Here is a 20191-nt window from a genome sequence, read left to right on the forward strand (position 1 = left end):
CACATTGGAGATCTCGACCCGCGGTCGTACCGCATCGGACCGTGATTGCCGGACATGCCGTCGGCGATCCGCCGTGATGCTCCCAGGCTGTCAAGGCGTCGGCAGCGCGTAGCATGGTTCGCTTGCACAGAACTGACAGCACGTCCTCTCAGCATCACGCTCGCGGCAACAGAGATCACGATCCGCACGGCGCGTCCGCTCACAGGGCACGCCGTGCCGATCGATCTCATTGGCTCGGCCACATCGGATATTTGGGCCCGCCATAGTAGCGCATCTGGTGAGTACCCGGCGCATCTGTTGCAGTGGCACCGAGATCGCTCACGCATCCGGCAAGGCAAGCGCCAAGCCCAACGAGAGCGATCATCGCCGCAACTTTCAGTCTTCGTCTCGAGCCGATCATGCAGTCCCCCTGCCTCCTGGCGTCAATACTTCGCGACCACCGCGTTGCCGCCGAACTTGAAGTCGAGCCCGACCATCACGGTCGAATAGGTGTTCGCCACCGTGTACGGCAGCACACCGTTGGTCGGCGCATCGCGATGGAACGTGCCGTAGTCGAAATAGCGATACTCGAACTTTCCGATCAGATTGTTGGTGAACGCATAAGCGATGCCACCGCCGGCGGTCAGGCCGCTCCGTGTGGCCTTGAACGTGTCCACGCCGACGCCGGGATTGGTGTTGGTGTGCGTCAGCTCGCCATAAGCCCAACCGCCCGTGAAGAACAGCAACAGGCGGTCGACCGCGATGCCGCCGCGCCCCCGGAGCGTGGCACCCCAGCCCAGCTTTGTCGCGTCATTCCAGCCGAGCGCGAAATTGTCGTTGCCCTTGATGTCAGCGCCAAAGCCGTCTGCTTCGATACCGACGACGATGTTGCCGCTCTGCCAGTTGGCGCCGATCTCGCCGCCGCCGAAGCCACCCGTCGATTCGTAGTTCGCCGTGAAGTTGGCGAAGCCCACCGGTCCGGTGGCGTTGTTCACGTTGTGATTGCCGAGCCCCCAGCCGCCGAAGACGCCGACATAGAAGCCGGACCAGTCATAGGCCGGCGCGGCGACTGGCGGAGCCTTGCCGTAGATCGGGAGATCGGCGCCAAACGCCGGCGACATCGCCGTCAATGCGCCCAATGCAACCGTTGTGAGAAGAATCTTTTTCATTGTTAGCCCCTGTCGAATGTCTCTTCCGAAGTGGGTGGCGCTCGCGGCGCCACCCGTCCGCAGAATCAGAAGTGGATGATGATGTCCGCCGAACCGATGACGGCCGTCTTCTTGTTCGGGGGAATGCCGAAGTTGGCGTTACCGTTGAACGCCGGCGCGTCCAGCGCGTGATACACCGACACTTCGGGCCGGATCTCGATCTGCGGCGAGAACCAGTGCTGCCAGCCGATCCCGGTCTCGACGTAGCGCGTCTTCACGCCGGTACGCTGTCCCTGCTTGTCGTCGAACCACTCGAGACGATAGGAGATGTTGTCCATCTTCGTCGGGCTGTAGTTCACGTAGGTCAGGAAGGTCTGGACCGACGCCGTGCACGAGAGCTGGGTTGCGTTGCCGCAATGCGCGCCGAATGGTGCGTTCCAGGGCATGACGTCGAGCGAGAACGGTGTACCGCTGGCCACGAGCGCGACCGAGGCCGGATTGTCGAGGTTGAGCACGTTGTTCTGGTGCTCGTTGTAGGTCTCGAACGAGATGTGCCACTGATCGTTGAACTTGTGATAATAGGTCAACCCGTACCACTGGAGATTGTTGTAGCCCCAGGTGCCGTTGTTGATGCCGTTGGCGATCACGTAGACGCCGTCATTGCCGCTATCGGTGACGTAGCGGACGGCCGCGCTGAAGGTGGGCTGCGCGCCGGGATCTTTCAGCATGGTGCTGTCCGGGAACAGCGGATTTGGATTCGCGTTGGCGATCTTGGCGCCGACATGCCAGGGCATCGCTTCGGTGCCGACTGAGAATCCTCCCTGGATCATCCAGTTCTTGTTCAGCGCGAGCGAGGCGTTAATTCCGGTGTTCGTATAGTTGTCGAACGTGTACGTCATCGAATGCGTATACATGTAGTTGTTCGGCGCGAGCTGCGCCTCGATGTCCGGGATCGAGATGTAGCGGCCGAACCTCAGCAGAAGGCCGTCGGCCAGATAGGGAATGAAGACCTCGCCATAGGCCATCGGCATGTCATAGCCGTAGTTCCTGTTCTGCTGGAGGAGCTGATTGCTCCACAAGCCGTAAGCCGTGGTGTAGCGATAGTTCTCGCCATAGATCGGCGCGATGCGGAAGCCCCAGTCGATGTGGTCCTTCTGGACTGTGTCGGGCAGTCGCTCGATATAGACCACGGCCTGATCGAGCTGAACCGTGTTCGGATTGTAGTCGTATGCTGCCGGCGAATTGCCGCCGCGGACGGTGTTGTTGCTGAGGTTGCCGCCGGCGTTGACCCAGCCATAGACCTGAATGTGCGCGTCGTTCATCCACTGCCCGACCGCCGTGTTGCTCATCGCGTTCATCAGCGGGCTGTCGACCGAGTTCGGACGCGTGACGCCGATTGCAGTCGCACCGCCATAGGGCCATTCGGTGAACGGCATCGGCGGAATGCTCTGCGGTGTCGCAGGCCATCCGTCGCGGCGCGACGCCGCCGCCTTCGGATCGGACGGCGCGGCCTCATGGCCCCATTCGAGCCGATAGTAGTTGATGAAGCGGGTCATGAAGTCCTGACCCAGATAAGAATCCATGCACGCATAGTTCTTGTAGGGATCGCAGAACGTCTTCCCCACGGGCGGAAGCGTGTCCGCTGCATTGGCAGCGCCGCCAATCCCCATCGCGACCAGCGATACGCCCGCCAAAAGATAGTTTCTCATCATATTGCCCCAAGCTGTTGGACCGACGCCTTCCAGGCGCTCTTTCGGTTTGGTTAAGCTTCAGGTGCAATCTTTCGTGAGGCAGGCAAAAAAAAGCGATGCGGTTTCCGGCGCGCGTTCGTTAAAATAAAATAGCGCGAGACGCCTCGCGGGCGTCATTTGCATTCGTAAGCATCAGATGCTCACCGCGTTTGCTCAAATCGTCAGCGAAAAAGTGGTCTTTTGCCGTTAGAACGATGATGCAGCGCAAAAGTTCACTTCGCGCTGTGTCATTTTCGTCATAGTGCGCGACGCGCTGTGCTCGACTTACTCGCAACCAAGCGCCGTTTGCTTGCCACAGCTATTATTTTGCTACGTATGTGCGCCAGATTGTCGATCGAAGATATATGCCTGGACTCGCTAAGCTCGCCACGTAGGCAAATTTGCTTCGCGAGGTTTGATCATGGAAGCCGTGACTTGTGCAGCGCGCGCCAGCGACAACACAACGGCGGACGGTGTCGCGTTCGACCTCGGCTTCCTGCCGAAGGACCTGACGCGGCAATGTTGCAGCTTGATCGAATCGTATCACGAGGTTCACGGCTTCGCCTCGTTGCCCAATATGCTTTGGCACTTTCGCTTGGGCCCGCTGATCGAACGGCACACTGAGCTTCGCCGAATCCTGCGCCGAGCCTCGACGACCCGCAGCTCGAAGAAGGCCAATGACGGCTTCGTGCAGATCGCGACCACGATTCTCTCCCTGGAGATTCTGGCGAGCAGCTTCGCCGGATGGAGCGCGATCTATCCGGTCGCCGGCGAGACCGCGCGTGACGTCCTGAAACAGAGTGCGCACGGGCCGCATATGCCGCTGATGGACTTCTATCTCTATCCGCCCAAGCAGATCAGCGCCGCGGCGGTCGCGGCCCTTGCGCTGCCTCAGACCCGCTCGGCCGACGAAGCCGGCCTTTACCGGGCATCTAGGCCGGAGCTTCTCGGCGAGAAGCGCGCCCTGCAATATGCGAGCTTGGTCCGGCAGGCATAAGACGCCTCACCGCCACGAATCGCGGCGTTGCCCTGAGGCCCGGTACGATCGTTGAGGGAATCAGAACCCGACTTCGCCTGACGCGGAGTCTGGAGCGAACCTTTTCCGTAGAACTACGGAGGCTGCGGCTATTTCTTTTTTATGTTGAACCACTCCCAACATCATAGATTTTCTACGTCGATCTGGAACATCGTTCCTTCGCCGGGTAGTTGACGACATCGAAGAGTCTGCATCACGACATTGAACGGGTTCTGGTGCGCGCCGTTGGTCGACGCATGCCGATAACCATCGAATTTCCGAACATTGTCCGATCGGGTCTTGTTTGACCATTGATCCGTTGCGGCCGACGCGGCCGGAGCCGGATCTTTCGATGTCGCCGTCGGCAAGGGCATGTACGTACTTTGATTCTTCATCCACCTCTGGGCCGCATGTTTTCGATGACGAGCGTGCGGCAGACCGATTCCAAATTGCCATCCTCGGGGATACCGGCCCTGGATGAGGTCGCGTCGCTGCGTGTCGTCGTGTGGCGCAACGTGATCCCGGTGTTGCTGTCGGTTCTGAGCATCGGACTGGTCACCACCGCGCTGTTCGCACTCAGCACGACCTTGGCGTCAAGCCTGGTCCCGATCGCCTACCTCGTTCCAGTCATGTATGCTGCGACTCGATGGGGCGTCTGGCCGGCAATGACGGCATCGATCACGGGCACGGCAGCCGCGGATTTCTTCTTCTTCGAACCTCTTTACAGCTTTCGCGTCGACAACCCGCAGGAGGCGGTCGATCTCCTGCTGTTCCTGATCGTTGCGCTGGTCAGCAGCAATCTGGCCTCGCGGCTGCGCAAGGAAACGGACACGTTGCGACAGCGCGAGAAGGAGATGCATGCGCTCTATGACTTCTCGCGTCGTCTCGCCTCCTGTTTTACGGTCGCGGACTTGATTTCCGCCATCCGTCAACATTTCGAGGTCGCCTTCGGTCACGCGGCAACTCTGTTCGTGACGACCGCGGACGGGCATTTCGAACCGCCTGAGTCCCGCTTCGCGCCACTTTCAGTGCAGGCAACTGCGGCAGCGATGAATTCCGGAGCGGGTCCAGGGTTGCGGACCATCGTCGACGAGCAGCGCGGCGAGATCTGGCTGCTCAGGGCGATCTCGTCAGATTCCGCTATTCACGGCGTGATCGCGGTCAATATCGGTCTGGGTTCCCAGCCAGCGATTGAACGGCGGACTCGACGGATCCAATCAATCCTCGACGAGACCGCGCTGACGCTGCAGCGCCTCGACATCGGCAAGGTGATGGAGAGCGCGCGATTGCGCCTGCAGGCGCAAATGTTACGCGACGCCTTCCATGGAACACTGTCGCACGAGCTTTGCACGCCGCTCGCGGCGATCCAGGGTTCGGCGAGCGTGCTGGAGACCATTCCAGCCATATGTGGGGACGCGCGCATACAAGCGCTGGTCGAGGCGATCTCTGACGAGGCGAGCCATCTCGACGGCTATATCAGCAACCTGCTCAGCGCGACTCGCGTCGCCGCGGGCGGACTGAGTCCGCGCCGCGAATGGGCGGACCCGAGGGATATCGTCCACGGCGCCATCACGCGCCGCGCGCGACGGCTTTCGGCGCATCGGATAGAGGCAACTTTCGCAGATGATCTTCCGCTGCTCCACGTCGACTCGGGCCTGGTGGAGGAGGCTTGCGGGCAGATCCTGGAGAACGCCGCGAAATACTCGCCGTCCGGTTCGACGATCACCGTGGACGTGCGTTGCGAGCCCCATCGCGTGCACGTCGTCGTGTCCGATCAGGGCGTTGGTATCACCGCCGATGAACAGCAAAAGCTTGGGCAGCGATCCTTTCGAAGCGCGCGACATCAGGCATCGGTGCCGGGGTCGGGCCTCGGCTTCTGGATCGCCTCGACCTTCATCCAGGCCAATGAGGGCATGATCACGGTTCATAGCCGCGGCCAAGGACAGGGAACAACAGTATCGATCTCCCTGCCCGCGCTCGAGCCATCCACCTCCGAACCGATCACGCTGACAGATGAGTAAGCCCGCAAACGTCGTTCTCCTGATCGACGACGAACCGAAGATCAGGCGCTTCCTCCGCGCCGGCTTCGAGCTCAACAGCTTCGCCGTGCTCGAGGCCGAAAACGCCACCGAGGCGTTGAAGCTCGCGACCTTCAGTTCACCTGACCTCATCGTTCTCGATCTGGCGCTACCCGATCTTCACGGCGCGGAGGTGCTGGAGCGGATCCGCGCGTGGTCCAACGTGCCGATCATCATCCTTTCCGTCGCTGCCGGCGAGGACGAGAAGGTACGTCTGCTCCAGGCCGGCGCCGACGATTACGTCGTCAAGCCGTTCGGCATGGCCGAACTGCTGGCGCGAAGCGAGGCCGCCTTGCGGCGGTACTTCAAGTCGGCGACGGAAAATCCGGTCGTGGTCGCAGGCCCGCTGTCTGTCGATCTCGTGACCCGTACGGTCTCGCTGAACAACAACCTGGTTCGCCTGACGCGCAAGGAATATCGGCTGCTGCACGTTCTCGCCATGCATGTCGGCCTCGTCGTCACCCACGATCAGCTCCTGAAGGATATCTGGAACGGCAATCAGCGCGACAACATCCAGTACCTTCGGATCCTCGTGCGCAAGCTTCGCCAGAAGATCGAGGCCGACCCCAACCAGCCACGTCTCCTGGTGACCGAGTCGGGTGTCGGCTATCGCCTTCAGAACCGTCTGGACGCCGCGCCGGTGGCGGCACGGGTGAGTTGATGCTTCGCCCTTCTCCAAGACGATCCTTTCACGTCGTCGTGTCCTGGTCCGGCGATGCATGTAAGGATTGGTCCTGGGAAATCCGGCGCAAGCGCAAGCCGATGGGCATCAGGCTTCGTGAAGCCGGGTTTCGCTCGCACCGGGCCGCACACGAGGCCGGACGCATCGCGCTCGAAGATTTCCTCAACGGACTGGTCATCGAGCGCGCCTCGCGATCCGCGCTCTGACCAGGGCTGACCCATACCTTGCGCCGTTCGCGAGTGCTGGCATGCCTGCGCACGACGCGCAGAACACCCATCGTATAAAAATAATATATTTCCATCCCCGAACCGCGTAGCTTGCCCAACAAAAGGGCGAGTGCCGTGGACTTCCTCATTCAAACATTTAGCGTTTTTGGCATTGACGCCCAGTACTGGATGCTTGCGGGCGCGGCCGTTGTCGCAATCTTCATCATCTTCGCCTGGCGAACGCGCGACAGGGATTGACGGGATTGCGCACCGGACCACCGGCACAAACACAGTGATACAATCTCAGGCGACCTTCGACGTATCGCGCGGCCATGTCCGGCGTCTCAATTTACCGAAACCACTCCGCGAGTCCGGAAGCTATTTTTCCTTAATTCTTTTCGGCATTTTGCGATGTCGCGAGCGTACAACGCGCGCGCAAAAAGCGACCTCCGCGCGCTCAAGCAGCCCTTTCGGCATCGCGGAATCCGTGCGCTGTCCCTAACATCATCTCCGAAGGTGAATTGGCCTCATGGCCATGCAGGGGGCTCGAATGTACGGACGATTGAAATCTCTTGTTGTCGCAAGTGTGCTGATCGGGCTCGGCGCGGCGAGCGCCGCAGTCGCTGCCGATCTGCCGTTGAAGGCGCGGCCAATGGCTGCCGCTCCGCTCTACAACTGGACCGGCTGCTACCTCGGCGCCAATGTCGGTGGCGGCTGGACACGGCTGAATACGGCCCGCGCGCTCGACGTCGGCGGCGTGGCTGCACCGAACGACTACGGCCGCGAGAAGGACAGCGGCGTGATCGGCGGCGGCCAGGTCGGTTGCGATTTCCAGACCGGCAATCTGGTGTTCGGCGTCGGCGGCAGCTTCGATTTCGGCAATATCAAGGGCAGCCACGCCTTGACCGACTTCCCCGCCTTCTCCGAAGCGAACAACCTGAAAGAGATCTACACCGCGACCGGCCGCATCGGCTATCTCTGGACGCCGCAATTCCTCGGCTATCTCAAGGGCGGTGCGGCCTTCATTCGGGAACGCAACCAGGTCTTTGCGCCTGGCGGCGCGCTGATCGAGTCCGCAAGCTTCATGCAGCCCGGCATGACCATCGGTATCGGCGCCGAATGGATGTTCGCGCCGAACTGGTCGGTCTTCGCCGAGTATAACTACATGTGGTTCCTCGACGACAGCGCGCGGGCGTTCACACTGGCCGGCGGCGGCGCGGGTGAAGTCATCAACGTCCAGCAGCGTGCCTCGACCGCGCTGGTCGGCCTAAACTACAAATTCCATTGGGATGCCCCTGTCGTCGCCAAATACTGAAGTCTCTCGGCAAACCTCCAACCCCTTGAGCCCCGATACGTCCGGGGCTCCTTTTTTGAGCGAGGCTCCGGTTCAGGCCAGCCCTCCATTGTCCGATCTGTGCAACGCCACCAGGGATGGGGAAGTCTCATGGATTTGCGCTCTTGGCTTCTCATCCTGGTGACGGCCGCCGTCGCGCACGTCATTCTTCATGCCTTGGATCGCCAGATCGACGCCGGCATCCATCGCCTGTCGGAGGCAACGATCAACCATCCTGGTGCAGGCAGCAGGGCGGAGCCCGACATGAGATCGGTGACGGCACGAAGCGCCTACATGCGCAACGAACGTTGAACGCACCTCAACCTCGTCCCGATCCTATGCCGTTCCTATGAGATAAGCCTGCCTGTCCCCTCGAAATCATACTGGCCGCGAACGATATTGGTCGCGCCATTCAGGGCAAACTCTCGTTCCAGTGCGCCCGCGCACCTACTGTAAGGAGTATCTTCGTGCTCCACCCCGCTCCCTTCACCGATCGCGACCAGGTGGTCGAGACCATGATCTCGCTCACCCATCTGTCGAATCTCAATCGCGCGATCGTCGCGGGCCGTGGTAGCGCCGAACTCTATCAGGCGCTGCGCCAGCGCGGCTTCACCCGAATTGGACTGCCCTCCATCTTCTTGCGCAAGCCGGCCTTTTCCGTCGGCCTCATCACCGTGCAAGACATGTTCAGTGAGTTCGAGATGGCGCTGTCCCAGATCGCACCATCTCTCGGCACGACCGCTGCAATCGCGGTGCTGATCAAGTCGAACGAGGCGGGCTTCGCGCTCAAGGTCCGCAAGAAGCTCGAACAGCTCGGCTTCCGAATCGAGGCCGGGGTCAGATGCCGTCAGGGCTTCGTGATGTCCGCCTACCGGCAGGATTCTGCCCAGATGAAACGGGCGGCCTGAAACGCGGAGCTGCGGCTGATTCCGTCTATATGAGTTTCCTATGCGGCGGCGCCGCAGGCGCTCTCGCTTTCCTACGTCCCGCACGTCATCATGCCGCTGCAGGCACGTTGCGGCGAACGATCGCGATGTTTTGGGAGCTTCATGACGTCGCCCTACTACCTCGCCATGGCCGCCTTGTTGGGCCTGGTGACAACGTCCTCCTCCCTGATCGGCGCCGCGATCGGACTTCACGCCCCCTTTTCAAAGCGTCCCCAGGCGCCGCACCTCAATCTGTATTGCCAGCCCTGGAAACGACGCCAGCAACCCCTCAATCGCATTGCAGTGCGAGCAGACGAAGAAGCGGCCCGGCTGCTCCGGATCCTCAAATCCGGGCTTCAACAGGAACAGGCGATCTCCAGTCATGTCCTATCTCCCGAAGTCGATGTAAGCTTCAATGGCCGAACAGCCGGTAGCTCCGATCCGCATCGCGCAAGTGCCGGCTCTCATTGGTCCAGCCTACTGCACGCCGATAGCTGCCGAGCACTGCGGCTTCCTTCAACGCGGCGACGTCGACCTGTTGCGGCGCGTCGGCGAATGGCGAGACGAACAGCGCATCCTCGGGGCAGTAGAGCTCGCACAGGAAGCAGGTTTGGCAATCGCTCTGGCGCGCGATCCTAGGGATGTCGTCGGTCTTGTCGAAGACATTGGTGGGGCACACGTTGACGCAGATGTCGCACGCCGTGCAGCGCTCGACATCGATGACCTCGATCATTCCGCGGCCTCCGCGTACTGAGAGGAACGCAGCGGGCGCGCCGAGGTCCAGACGTCGTCGAGCCCTCCGGTCGTCACGTAGTGGCGATAGCGGTCGTCCTGCTCGGGATAGTCGTCGCGGCGATGCATACCCCGGCTCTCCTGACGCGCCAGCGCGCTCCGATACATCCAGCGCGCCGTTGCGAGCATGGCCGTGGCCTCACGTGCGCGAAGCAGATCCTGCTCGTCTGACGCGCCGGCATTCGATGCCTCAGACCAGAAGCCGTCCAGACGCCATAACGCCTCGCTGAGGCGCCCGGCTTCGCGGAAATAGTTCAGCTCGTACGGAAACACCTCGTTCTGAACGTTCCGGGCGAGCTTGTCAGCCTGAAGCGGTCGCCCGCTGCCGGAGCGAAGCGCAACGCTGCCGCGCCGAAATGCCTGACGCCCGCTTGTGCTGCCCAGTTGATGCGCGAATTCGGCGGCGCCCTGACCGGCCCAATACCCCGACGACATTGCCCAGGCCGCATTGTGGCTACCGCCCCCGGTGAAACCACCGCAGATCAGCTCGCGGGTTGCCGCGTCGCCCGCAGCGTAGAGACCTGGAACGGTAGTCGCGCAGCTGTCGTCAACGATCCGCAGGCCCCCCGTGCCGCGGACGGTCCCCTCGAGGCGAAGCGTGATCGGAAAACGCTGCGTGAACGGATCGAGGCCGGTCCGGTCGAACGGCAGGAAGAAGTTCGGCTGAGATACCCTCATATGCCGCTGGGTCTCGGCGTCGGCCTCGTCGAGCCGGGCGTACACCGGGCCCTTGCGCAACGCCCGAGCAATAATCGACCGGCCGCCCTTGGATGACGCCCCCGGGATCACACTGCCTTCCTCGTCGGTGAAGTTTGCCCAGCTGTAGAACAGGGTCTTGGTCACGGAGCCGAATGCCGGCGAGATAGCATAGGCGTTGGAGAACTCCATGCTGGTGAATTCCGCGCCGGCCTCGGCCGCCAGGAGATAGCCATCGCCGGTCAGAACGTTCGAGCCCAACGTCTTGCTAAGGAACGCGCATCCGCCGGTGGCGATCACCACAGCCTTCGCATTGACCACCCAACGGTCGCCTTTCTGCCGTCGCAGGCCTGCGGTGCCGGCCACCACGCCGTTCTCGTCCACCAAAAGCTCGAGCGCTGGCGAGTGATCCAGAATGGTGACGCCGGCTTGCTTCGTTCGCTTGCGCATCAGCCGCATGTATTCCGGACCCTGGAGCGAATTCCGCTGCGGCTTGCCGTCGTCGTCCGAAGGATAAGGATAGCCCCAGTCGGCGAGCTGGTTGCTCTGGGCGTAGGTCCGGTCCAGCACGCGCGCCATCCAGCGACGGTCCTGGAGGTGGCCACCGAGTTTCTCACGGCTGGCCATCGCGGCCTCGCGGCGTTCCGGAGCGGGGTCGACGTACCAGACACCGGTGCCGGCCGCCGCGGTCGCGCCTGAGGTGCCGCAAAACCCCTTATCCGTCAGCACGACGCGCGCACCACGCTCGGCGGCGCTTATTGCGGCCCATGTGCCCGCGGGACCGCCACCGAGCACCAGCACATCCGCATCGAACACGACGGATCCTGCCGAACTCGATAGCTTCTCGGCACGGCCAGGTGGGTTTGTCATCGCTCGTCTCCGGATTGAATCTGTTCAGAACGCGGGTATCTGACCCGGCAGTTTGTCCTTGATGGTCTGGCGGACCGTATCGTTCTGATAGGCACGCACCAGCTTCGCGACCCAGGGCGCATCCTTGTCCTTCTCGCGAACGGCGATGAAGTTGTTGTAGGGATTGTTGACCGAGGATTCGATTGCGATGGAGTCCTTGCCGGGAATGAGGCCGGCGGGGACGGCGTAATTGGTGTTGATGACCGCAGCATCGACGTCGTCCAGGCTGCGCGGCAGTTGGGCGGCGTCGATTTCACGGATCCTGAGCTTCTTTGGATTTGCGGCCACATCGAGCGCGGTCGGCAGGATCCCCACGCCGTCCTTGAGCTCGATCAGCTTTTCGGCCTGAAGTAGCCGCAGGGCCCGGCCACCGTTCGACGGATCGTTGGGGATGCCGATCGACGCCCCCTCCTTGATCTCGGCAACCGACTTCGCCTTGCGGGAATAGAGCCCGATCGGTGCGACGATCGTCTCTCCGACGGCGACGATCTTGTATCCCCTGGTCTTGATCTGGTTGTCGAGGAACGGCTTGTGCTGGAAGGCATTCGCATCGAGATCGCCGACATCCAGCACGGCATTGGGCAACAGATAATCGTTGAAGACGACGACCTGCACATCGAGGCCGTCCTTGGCCGCGATCTCCTTCACCTTCGCCCAGATGATTTCGGCATCGCCGCCCGATATCCCGACCTTGATCTTCTGATCCGCGGAGGCCGGCGCGGTGAATAGTGCAAAGGCGGCCATCACGAGCAACAAGCGACGTCTCATGGTCTACGATCTCCTTATCGAGCGATAATCTGTTCCGACGTCTAGCCGACGCGGGCAACCAGGACGTCCGCCGTGGCATCCGCGAACTCAGACGACATGTCGTTGAAGAGAGCAAGCTCCTGAACCGTCGCAGCACGCGGACGATGGCTCGAACCGTTGGAGCCTTGAAGGAAGAAACGATCCAGAGCCTGCACAAACCCCGGCGAGCCTGCAATCTCCGATGCGTGCCTCTCGCTTCCCGCCACGAAGGCAAAGCTCATCTGATTGACGTCGACGACATAGATCATGGTGCAGTTTCCCAACGGACGGCGCCCTCCTAGCTGCTGAACCCCGCCGGGATGAAGGCCGGGATCTTCTCTTCGATGAACTGCTTCACTTCCGGCGAGTTGAACACCTGGATAAATGCCTTCAGGCGCGGATCGTCCTTCTTGTCGGGCCGGGCCGTGAAGCGCAGCACGAGCCCGTCATCAACGGTGCGGTCGATGATGAGCGCAGATTTGGGATCCCCGCCGGCCGGAATGAGGTAGGTGATGTTGACGAGCGCCAATGTTACGTCGTCGAGCGACCGATAGGTTTGGGCGGGGTCGAGCTCGACGATCTTGAGGTTCTTTGGATTCTCGATGATGTCGAACTTGCTGACCGAGAAGCCCTTACCGGGCGCCAGCTTGATCAGCTCGGCCCGCTCGAGCAGGATCAGCCCGCGTGCGCCGTTGAGCGGCTCGTTCGGAATGGCGACGCTGTCGCCGGACTTGATGTCGTCGAGCTTCTTGATCTTCTTCGAGAACAGGCCGACCGGCGCAATGACGCCGACCTTGTCGACCTGCACAAGGTTGAAGCCGCGTTGCCTATTCTGAAGCGCGAGATAGGTTGCATGCTGGAACAGATTGGCGTCGACATCGCCGCTGTTCACGACCTCGTTCAATGCCACCCAGTCCGACAGCTCGACGATCTTGACGTCCTGCCCTTTCTCCTTGGCCAGCTTGGCGGCAAAGGACGCCAATTGCCCAACCGGGCCGGCGCTGGTCGCGATCTTCAGCGGCTCGCCGGCGAAGGCGGCCGCCGTGAGAGCAAGCCAGAGACCTGCGGCCTGGGCGGTGCGACGAAGAATTTTCATGATCTCAAGTCCCATTACGATTCAGATGATGTGCCTTACGCAGCCTTGCGCGCCCCAACGTCGGCCTGTGCGAGCGCCTGACCGAGATCCGCCAAGATGTCGTCGGGATGCTCGATCCCCACCGACAGGCGTACGTAGCCGGGCGTGACCCCGGCGGCGAGCTGCTCGGCTGCGGTCAGTTGCTGATGCGTCGTCGATGCAGGATGAATGGCTAACGACCTGGCATCGCCGATATTGGCGACGTGATAGAACAGCTTGAGCGCGTCGACGAAGCGACGGCCGGCCTCGACGCCCCCTTTCAGCTCGAAGCCGACCAGCCCGCCATAGCCGCCCTTCAGATAGGCGTCCGCCCTGCGCCGGTTCTCTCCGTTTTGCAGACCGGGGAAGATCACGTTCGAGACCGAGGCGTGCTTGGCGAGGAAGTTCGCGACCTTCACCGCATTCTCGTTGTGCTGGCGGATGCGCAGCGGCAGGGTTTCGAGGCCCTGGATGAACTGGAAGGCATTCTGCGGCGCGATCGATGCGCCGAGGTCGCGCAGCAGCTTGACGCGGGCTCGCAAGATGTAGGCGATCGGGCCAAGCGGCTTCGCGGCCTCAGTCCAGATCGCGCCGTGGTAGGCCTCGTCGGGCGTGTTCAGAAGCGGAAAGCGATCGGCATGCGCGGCCCAGTCGAAGTTGCCGCCGTCGACGATGGCGCCACCGATCGCGGTGCCGTGGCCTCCGATATACTTCGTGGTCGAATAGACCACCACCGCAGCGCCATGCTCAAACGGGCGTGCGATCAGCGGCGACGCCGTGTTGTCGAGGATCAGCGGCACGCCAAGCGAGCGGCCAATGTCCGCGACCTCCTTGATCGGGAATACGTGCAGCTTGGGATTCGGAAGCGTCTCGCCGAAATAGACGCGCGTCTTGGCGTCGGTCGCGCGACGGAAGTTTTCGGGATCGGCGGGATCGACAAAGCGCACTTCGATGCCGAACTGCTTCAGGGTCTGCGATAGCAGTGTCCAGGTGCCGCCGTAGAGATCGGTCGAGGACACGATATTGTCGCCGGCCTGGGCAATGTTGAAGATCGCGAAGGCGGAAGCCGTCTGTCCAGAGGCAACTGCGAGGGCGGCCGCCCCGCCCTCGAGTGCAGCAAGTCGATCCTCAAAGGCCTGCTGGGTAGGATTGCCGATACGGGTGTAGATCGGTCCGAGCTGCTCGAGTGCGAACAGGCGCGAGGCGTGATCGGCGTTCTCGAACTGGAACGACGTGGTCTGATAGATCGGAACCGCGACCGCGCCGGTGGCGGGGTCGGAGCGGTAGGATCCGCCATGCAACGCCAGCGTCTCGAAGTTCCGGGTCTCCAAGGTCATCTGCAATTCCCTTTCGATCTCGAGAGCGCGCCATGCGCGGCAAGCCGTGCTTGTCGACGAAAATGATGCGGTCGGATTCTGCTGCTGTCGAGCGTGTCTGAAAAATAGCGATGCGCGTGCTGCGTCATTGCAGCTTCGCAACGCGTTTGTTCCCGGTCTTTCGCTGAATTGGAAACAAACTCGCTCGCGCAAAATGTTAAAAATGCTCACGCGAAGAGATGTTCTTTGCAATTGGCGATTGGGCCCGACCATGACGAGACCGCGCGAGCTGCGCTTTAACGCTTTCAACATGACTGCGCCCAGCCACAATTGGGCGGGCCTGTGGTCTCATCCGCGCGATGCGTCCATCGACTACAACACGCTCGATTATTGGGTCGACTACGCCAGGACCGCGGAACGCGGACTGCTCGATGGCATCTTCCTGGCAGATGTGTTCGGCGTTTACGACGTCTATGGCGGCACGGCCGATACCGCCGCCCTGCATGCGGTGCAGCTTCCGAACGCGGATCCGACGCTGCTCGTATCCGCCATGGCGCTCGTCACCAGCCATCTCGGCTTCGGCATCACATCGAACCTGACCTTCGAGCATCCCTATCAACTCGCACGTACGTTTTCGACGCTCGACCATCTCACCAAGGGCAGGATCGGTTGGAACATCGTCACGGGTTATCTCGACAGCGGCGCGCGTGGGATGGGCCTTCCGGCTGGCCGCGCCCATGACGAGCGCTATGACGCGGCCGAGGACTTTCTGACCGCGGCTTACAAGCTATGGGAGGGAAGCTGGGAGGACGATGCGGTTCGCCGCGACCGCGGCAGCCGCGTCTTCACGGATCCCGCTAAGCTCCACCGGGTTCTGCATGATGGTCGCTACTTCAAGGTTGACGGCATCCATCTCGCCGAGCCCTCGCCGCAGCGAACGCCGTTGCTGTATCAGGCCGGCACCTCGAAGCGCGGCCGCGCCTTCGCCGCCCGGCACTCGGAAGCGATCTTTCTCAACGGTCAGACCAAGCCAATCCTCGCACGCGCTGTCCGCGAGATTCGAGAAGCGGCCAAGACCTATGGCCGCGATCCCTACGACATCCGCCTGTTTGCCGGCGCGACCGTGATCGTGGCGCCGACGCGGTCCGAGGCGAATGATCTGCTCGAGGACTACGCACGGCATGTCGATCAAACCGGCCAGCTCGCCTTGTTGTCGGGCTGGACCGGCATCGACTTCTCGACCTACCGGCCCGACCAGCCGATCGAATATGTCGAGAGCAACGCCATCCAGTCGATGGTCGAGAATTTCACGGTCCGGAGCGACCGGCCGGTCAATGTCGGCGACCTCGCCAGATTGAGCCGCGCCGGCGCCCGCTCGCCCTTCGTGGTCGGCTCGCCGCAGGACGTCGCCGACGAGCTGATCGCTTGGGCTGACGAGACCGACGTCGACGGGTTCAACCTGTTCCGCCTGGTCGCGCCGGAGTCGCTGAACGCCTTCGTCGACCTCGTGGTGCCGGAGCTGCAATCGCGCGGCGTCTACAAGACCGCATATCGCGACGGCGCGCTACGCGAAAAGCTGTTCCCGGGACGCGGCCCGCGGTTGCACACGACACATCCCGGCGCGAGCTTCCGGCGCGCGCCTTCGACGACTGCGCTCCAATCCGACGCCGCCGAATAGCAAGGACGGAGCTCACGCCTGCGTGCGATGCTCGCGGAACGCGGCTGCCAGCGCCCCCAAGGCGGCCCGTGACCGCCGATCGGTCAAGGACGAATGAAGCACGATCTCGGACGGCGGCAGCTTGGGAAGCCCAAGCTTCTCGCCGATGTCGATCGTGCCACTCGGCGCGATCCGATACGACAGCGGCGCGATGGCGAGCCCCGCCACGACGGCGGCGTGAACCGCCGAAGAGCCGCCTCCCAGGAACACCTCGATCCATTTGATGCCGACCGCATCCAGCGCCTGCGTGGCTACGTTGCGCACGCCGCAGGTCGGAGCCAGCGCAGCCAGACGTAAGGGCTCTCCCGGCCTGTGCTCGAACCCCTGCGCCGCAAACCAGCCGAAGCGCTCACGCGCCAGCGTCTCGCCATCACGACGATCGTCCTCGCGCTGGACGATGGCCGCATCGAGCCGTCCCTGGTCGAACAGGTCGAGGAGGTTGCGCGAATTGTCGAGCTGGACCTCGATGGTCAAATTTGGATCGTGCGCGTGGAGACGTGACAGCAGGGCTGGGACTTCCGGCCCGGCGACATGCGCAGCGATACCAAGTCCGAAGTGACGCGGAGACGCATTGAGCCCCGCGATCGCGCGTTCGTGAGCAACGATCAGCTCCCGCGCGCCCTGCAGAAAGGCCGTCCCTTGCGCAGACAGCCGGACCGATCGCGGTGTCCGCTCGAGCAACCGATGCCCGATGCGATCCTCGAGCCGCTTCAGCTTGACGCTGATCGCGCCCTGCGTCGTCCCCAAAGCCTTGGCGGCACGCGTGAAGCTGTGAAGGTCGGCCACCATCACAAAGGCTCTGACGGCATCGACATCGAGCGAGAGCATTCCATCATCCGGCTTTGTTGTCTCTGAAATCTATATCGATCGGATTTTGTTGTGGTCAAGGGCCCCCTATGTTCGCTCAGCCTGAAGCGGGCCTAAGCGCACGGGACACCAATCCCTCCCGGAGCGAGCGATGGCGCATGCGTGCTGGCAATCGACACCATGTTTGGAGGTCACGGCCTTGACGGTCTTATCATCACGACGAAACACGATCGCCCTTGCCGCAGCCTGCCTCGCGTCCCTCATGTTCGGCCTGGAGATATCCAGCGTACCGACGATCCTGCCGACGCTCGAGACGGTGCTGCACGCCAGCTTCCAGCAGCTGCAATGGATCATGAATGCCTACACGATCGCGGTCACGACGGTGCTGATGGCAACCGGCACGCTGGCAGATCGCTATGGCAGAAAGCTTGTATTCGTGGTCAGCATCGCCGTGTTCGGCCTCGCCTCCCTGATCTGCGGTCTGGCGGAAGACGCGCTCCTCCTCATCGTCAGCCGCTTCCTCCAGGGCATGAGCGGTGGTGCGATGCTGATCTGTCAGGTCGCGGTTCTCTCCCATCAATTCCGGGAAGGCCCCGAGCGCGCCCGCGCCTTCGCCGCCTGGGGGATCATCTTCGGCATCGGTCTTGGTTTCGGACCGATCATCGGCGCGACGATCGTCGCGGTCTCCGGCTGGCAGTGGGTGTTCCTGATCCACGCATTCATCGCAATCGTCACGATCGCGCTCGCCGTGACCGGCGTGCGGGAGTCGCGCGATCCCGAGGCAAAGCACCTCGACATCGCAGGCATTGCGACGCTCTCGACGTCGGTGTTCTGCGTCGCCTTCTATATCACGGAAGGCCCCGACTTCGGCTTCACTGGCCCAACCGGCCTTACGGTCGCCGCGACGGCCGTTCTGAGCTTCATCGCCTTCGTGTTGGCGGAGTTGCATAGCGCCCGCCCGATGTTCGACTTCTCCGTGTTCCGGATACGCGCCTTTTCGGGCGCGCTGCTCGGATCGGCCGGCATGAATTTCAGCTTCTGGCCCTTCATGATCTACCTACCGATCTTCTATCGCAGCGCCCTTGGTTACGACAACGTCGCAGCTGGCCTTGCGCTTCTCACCTACACGCTTCCGACGCTTGTGATTCCGCCGCTCGGCGAACGGATATTGCTGAGGTTCGGCGGCGGCATCGCCATTCCGGTCGGCCTGTTCGTCATCGGACTTGGCTTCATGCTGATGTGGGCCGGTAGCGGCGTTGAGCATGTTACCTGGTTGACACTGGCACCAGGATGTCTGCTTGCGGGCGCTGGCCTTGCCCTCACCAACACACCGGTGACCAACGTCACGACGGGAGCGGTGTCGAGCACGCGAGCCGGCATGGCATCGGGCATCGACATGAGCGCCCGCATGATCGCGCTCGCCATCAACATCGCCTTGATGGGCTTCATCCTGATCGCCGGCATTTCCTCCCGGCTGAGCAGCGCGCTTCCCGGTGCGCTCGATGCCAGCCATCTGCAACACCTTGCGGAGCGGATCGCCGGCGGCACCGCAGGCATGTCCGACTTCCCCGAGCTGAGCCTCCTGCCGGCAGCGGAAACTGCCGTGCAAGATGCGCTGATCCACGGCTTCAGGCTGATGATGCTCTATGGCGGACTGTCCGTCTGGATCATGGCGCTGGTAAGCTTCGCGATTTCCGGCGAGAGCTATGCCGCACGGAAGCGCTCCGCGCAGAACAGCGATGAGCCAAGCTGTGTTCCCCGCTCATCGCCCTGCTCGGATGCGTCCAGGCAGTGCGCTACGACAACATCCTTTCCGCGCCGATAACTCCATTCTCAATTCCGAACGCACGAGAGAATGTTCGTTCCCTTCTGCGCCCGACTGCGAAATTGCCACGCGGACCCGTTTGCCGGCAAAGTGAGCCGTCCAGTCTCCCCAAACAGAGGTCGAGACGGCAAGGCAGTTTCGTTGAACAGGATACCCGAAATGCATCATCTCACGTTCCGCCTGCGAGCCCTTGCCGCGGTTGCGCTCGGCTTCTTGGCCGTGGCGTCCGTTCAGCCCGCGAGATCCGATGAGATCCGCATCGGCTATCAAAAGTCCTCGACACTAACGGCGATCCTGAAGACCAACGGGGGGCTGGAGAAGGCGCTGGCTCCGCTCGGCGTCACCATCTCCTGGCACGAATTCACCAGCGGCCTGCCGCTGCTGGAAGCCATCAACATCGGCAGCATCGACTTCGGCGCCGACGTCGCCGACACCGTGCCGATCTTCGCGCAAGCCGCGGGCGCCAAGCTCGCCTATGTCGCGGAGGAAGCAGCCTCGCCGGCGGCGCAGGCGATCGTCGTTCCACAGTCTTCAACTATCAAGACCATTGCTGAGCTCAAGGGCAAGAAGATCGCCGTCACCAAGGGTGCCGGCAGCCACTATCTGCTGCTTGCGGCGCTGGCGAAATCCGGGCTCAACTTCAAGGACATCACGCCCGCTTATCTGACACCCGCCGACGGCCGCGCTGCGTTCGTTAGCAACAACGTCGATGCCTGGGTGGCCTGGGATCCGTTCCTGACCAGCGCCTTGCACCAGACGAAGGGCAGCATCCTGACGGACGGTAGCAACGGTCTCGCGAGCTACAAGCGCTACTATCTCGCCTCGGCCGCTTATGCGGACAAGCATGCCGAAGTCCTCGACGTGATCTTCGCCAAGCTCTCGGTGACCGGCAAATGGGTGAAGGCGCAGCCGAAAGACGCGGCCACGTTGCTGGCGGGCCTCTGGGGGATTGACGCGGCGACCGTCGAAGAGGCCAACAGCCACCGCTCCTATCAGGTGGGCGCGGTGACCGGCCCGGGCCTGTCCGAGCAGCAGCGCATTGCGGACGCGTTCCACGCCGAGGGCCTGATCCCCGTGAAGATCGATACCACGGCGATCAAGATCTGGGCGCCGAAGGGGTCCTGACTTCCGG

Annotated in this window: 20 protein-coding genes and 1 pseudogene; 11 read left to right on the top strand and 10 right to left on the bottom strand. The window is 62.3% G+C overall.

Annotated features, from left to right (window positions below):
- Nucleotides 1-422: 422 nt before the first annotated feature.
- Together CT676_RS24595 and CT676_RS24600 are read right to left on the bottom strand one after the other, a co-directional pair.
- Complete coding sequence (locus tag CT676_RS24595) at nt 423-1148, bottom strand: outer membrane beta-barrel protein (protein WP_071915194.1); 726 nt, start codon at nt 1146-1148, stop codon at nt 423-425.
- A gap of 65 nt (nt 1149-1213) precedes the next feature.
- Nucleotides 1214-2836 (bottom strand): outer membrane beta-barrel protein, encoded by a 1623-nt coding sequence (locus CT676_RS24600; RefSeq protein ID WP_085404209.1) that lies wholly within the window; start codon nt 2834-2836, stop codon nt 1214-1216.
- Between the two features lie 442 nt (nt 2837-3278).
- On the opposite strand from CT676_RS24600, the gene CT676_RS24605 reads away from it, so the two are divergent.
- The 8 genes from CT676_RS24605 (at nt 3279) to CT676_RS24640 (ending at nt 9079) form a co-directional block, all read left to right on the top strand.
- On the top strand, nt 3279-3854 hold the full coding sequence (locus CT676_RS24605; RefSeq protein WP_085404145.1) for a hypothetical protein: 576 nt from the start codon (nt 3279-3281) through the stop codon (nt 3852-3854).
- 446 nt (nt 3855-4300) lie between these two features.
- Complete coding sequence (locus tag CT676_RS24615; RefSeq protein ID WP_161495916.1) at nt 4301-5893, top strand: DUF4118 domain-containing protein; 1593 nt, start codon at nt 4301-4303, stop codon at nt 5891-5893.
- A complete protein-coding gene (locus CT676_RS24620; RefSeq protein WP_085404147.1) occupies nt 5886-6611 on the top strand; it encodes a response regulator transcription factor in 726 nt (241 codons plus the stop codon). The genes CT676_RS24615 and CT676_RS24620 overlap by 8 nt, the downstream gene beginning before the upstream one ends.
- On the top strand, nt 6611-6838 hold the full coding sequence (locus CT676_RS24625) for a hypothetical protein (protein WP_135215575.1): 228 nt from the start codon (nt 6611-6613) through the stop codon (nt 6836-6838). Before CT676_RS24620 ends, CT676_RS24625 begins: the two co-directional genes overlap by 1 nt.
- A gap of 135 nt (nt 6839-6973) precedes the next feature.
- Nucleotides 6974-7096, top strand: coding sequence for a hypothetical protein (locus CT676_RS46100; protein ID WP_256376419.1), 123 nt, complete (start codon nt 6974-6976; stop codon nt 7094-7096).
- A 292-nt stretch (nt 7097-7388) separates the two neighbouring features.
- Nucleotides 7389-8153, top strand: a complete 765-nt coding sequence (locus tag CT676_RS24630; RefSeq protein WP_161495917.1) for an outer membrane beta-barrel protein — start codon at nt 7389-7391, stop codon at nt 8151-8153.
- A gap of 129 nt (nt 8154-8282) precedes the next feature.
- The gene (locus CT676_RS24635) at nt 8283-8483 is read left to right on the top strand and encodes a hypothetical protein (protein ID WP_085404149.1); all 201 of its coding nucleotides are present in this window, start codon (nt 8283-8285) and stop codon (nt 8481-8483) included.
- Between the two features lie 155 nt (nt 8484-8638).
- The gene (locus CT676_RS24640; protein ID WP_081369286.1) at nt 8639-9079 is read left to right on the top strand and encodes a hypothetical protein; all 441 of its coding nucleotides are present in this window, start codon (nt 8639-8641) and stop codon (nt 9077-9079) included.
- 252 nt (nt 9080-9331) lie between these two features.
- Here CT676_RS24640 and CT676_RS24645 read toward each other — a convergent pair.
- From CT676_RS24645 to CT676_RS24675, 7 genes and pseudogenes are all read right to left on the bottom strand, one after another.
- Nucleotides 9332-9481: pseudogene (locus CT676_RS24645) on the bottom strand (DUF3088 family protein); the annotation flags it as partial.
- A 28-nt stretch (nt 9482-9509) separates the two neighbouring features.
- Nucleotides 9510-9830: a ferredoxin family protein gene (locus CT676_RS24650; protein ID WP_071915201.1), complete on the bottom strand. Its 321-nt coding sequence runs from the start codon at nt 9828-9830 to the stop codon at nt 9510-9512.
- On the bottom strand, nt 9827-11455 hold the full coding sequence (locus CT676_RS24655; protein ID WP_135215576.1) for an FAD-binding protein: 1629 nt from the start codon (nt 11453-11455) through the stop codon (nt 9827-9829). The genes CT676_RS24650 and CT676_RS24655 overlap by 4 nt, the downstream gene beginning before the upstream one ends.
- Nucleotides 11456-11479: 24 nt before the next feature.
- The gene (locus tag CT676_RS24660) at nt 11480-12262 is read right to left on the bottom strand and encodes a MetQ/NlpA family ABC transporter substrate-binding protein (protein ID WP_085404151.1); all 783 of its coding nucleotides are present in this window, start codon (nt 12260-12262) and stop codon (nt 11480-11482) included.
- A gap of 41 nt (nt 12263-12303) precedes the next feature.
- A complete protein-coding gene (locus CT676_RS24665; RefSeq protein ID WP_085404152.1) occupies nt 12304-12549 on the bottom strand; it encodes a hypothetical protein in 246 nt (81 codons plus the stop codon).
- Between the two features lie 29 nt (nt 12550-12578).
- Nucleotides 12579-13376 carry a MetQ/NlpA family ABC transporter substrate-binding protein gene (locus CT676_RS24670; protein ID WP_085404210.1) on the bottom strand — a complete coding sequence of 266 codons (798 nt, stop codon included), beginning with the start codon at nt 13374-13376 and terminating at the stop codon, nt 12579-12581.
- Nucleotides 13377-13411: 35 nt separating this feature from the next.
- Nucleotides 13412-14731, bottom strand: a complete 1320-nt coding sequence (locus CT676_RS24675; protein ID WP_085404153.1) for a PLP-dependent transferase — start codon at nt 14729-14731, stop codon at nt 13412-13414.
- A gap of 250 nt (nt 14732-14981) precedes the next feature.
- Between CT676_RS24675 and CT676_RS24680 the strand changes: the two genes are divergently transcribed.
- A complete protein-coding gene (locus CT676_RS24680) occupies nt 14982-16388 on the top strand; it encodes an LLM class flavin-dependent oxidoreductase (RefSeq protein WP_085404154.1) in 1407 nt (468 codons plus the stop codon).
- A gap of 12 nt (nt 16389-16400) precedes the next feature.
- On the opposite strand, the gene CT676_RS24685 is transcribed toward CT676_RS24680, so the two are convergent.
- Nucleotides 16401-17255, bottom strand: coding sequence for a LysR family transcriptional regulator (locus CT676_RS24685; RefSeq protein ID WP_085404155.1), 855 nt, complete (start codon nt 17253-17255; stop codon nt 16401-16403).
- Nucleotides 17256-17385: 130 nt separating this feature from the next.
- Here CT676_RS24685 and CT676_RS24690 point away from each other — a divergent pair, with 130 nt between their 5' ends.
- A complete protein-coding gene (locus CT676_RS24690; RefSeq protein ID WP_201266246.1) occupies nt 17386-19059 on the top strand; it encodes an MFS transporter in 1674 nt (557 codons plus the stop codon).
- Nucleotides 19060-19218: 159 nt separating this feature from the next.
- Entirely contained in the window at nt 19219-20184 is a 966-nt protein-coding gene (locus tag CT676_RS24695) for an aliphatic sulfonate ABC transporter substrate-binding protein (RefSeq protein WP_193560906.1), read from the top strand.
- Nucleotides 20185-20191: the final 7 nt, after the last annotated feature.

Origin of the sequence: Bradyrhizobium sp. MOS001, from assembly GCF_004634465.1 — a bacterium.
Lineage (GTDB): Bacteria > Pseudomonadota > Alphaproteobacteria > Rhizobiales > Xanthobacteraceae > Bradyrhizobium > Bradyrhizobium barranii.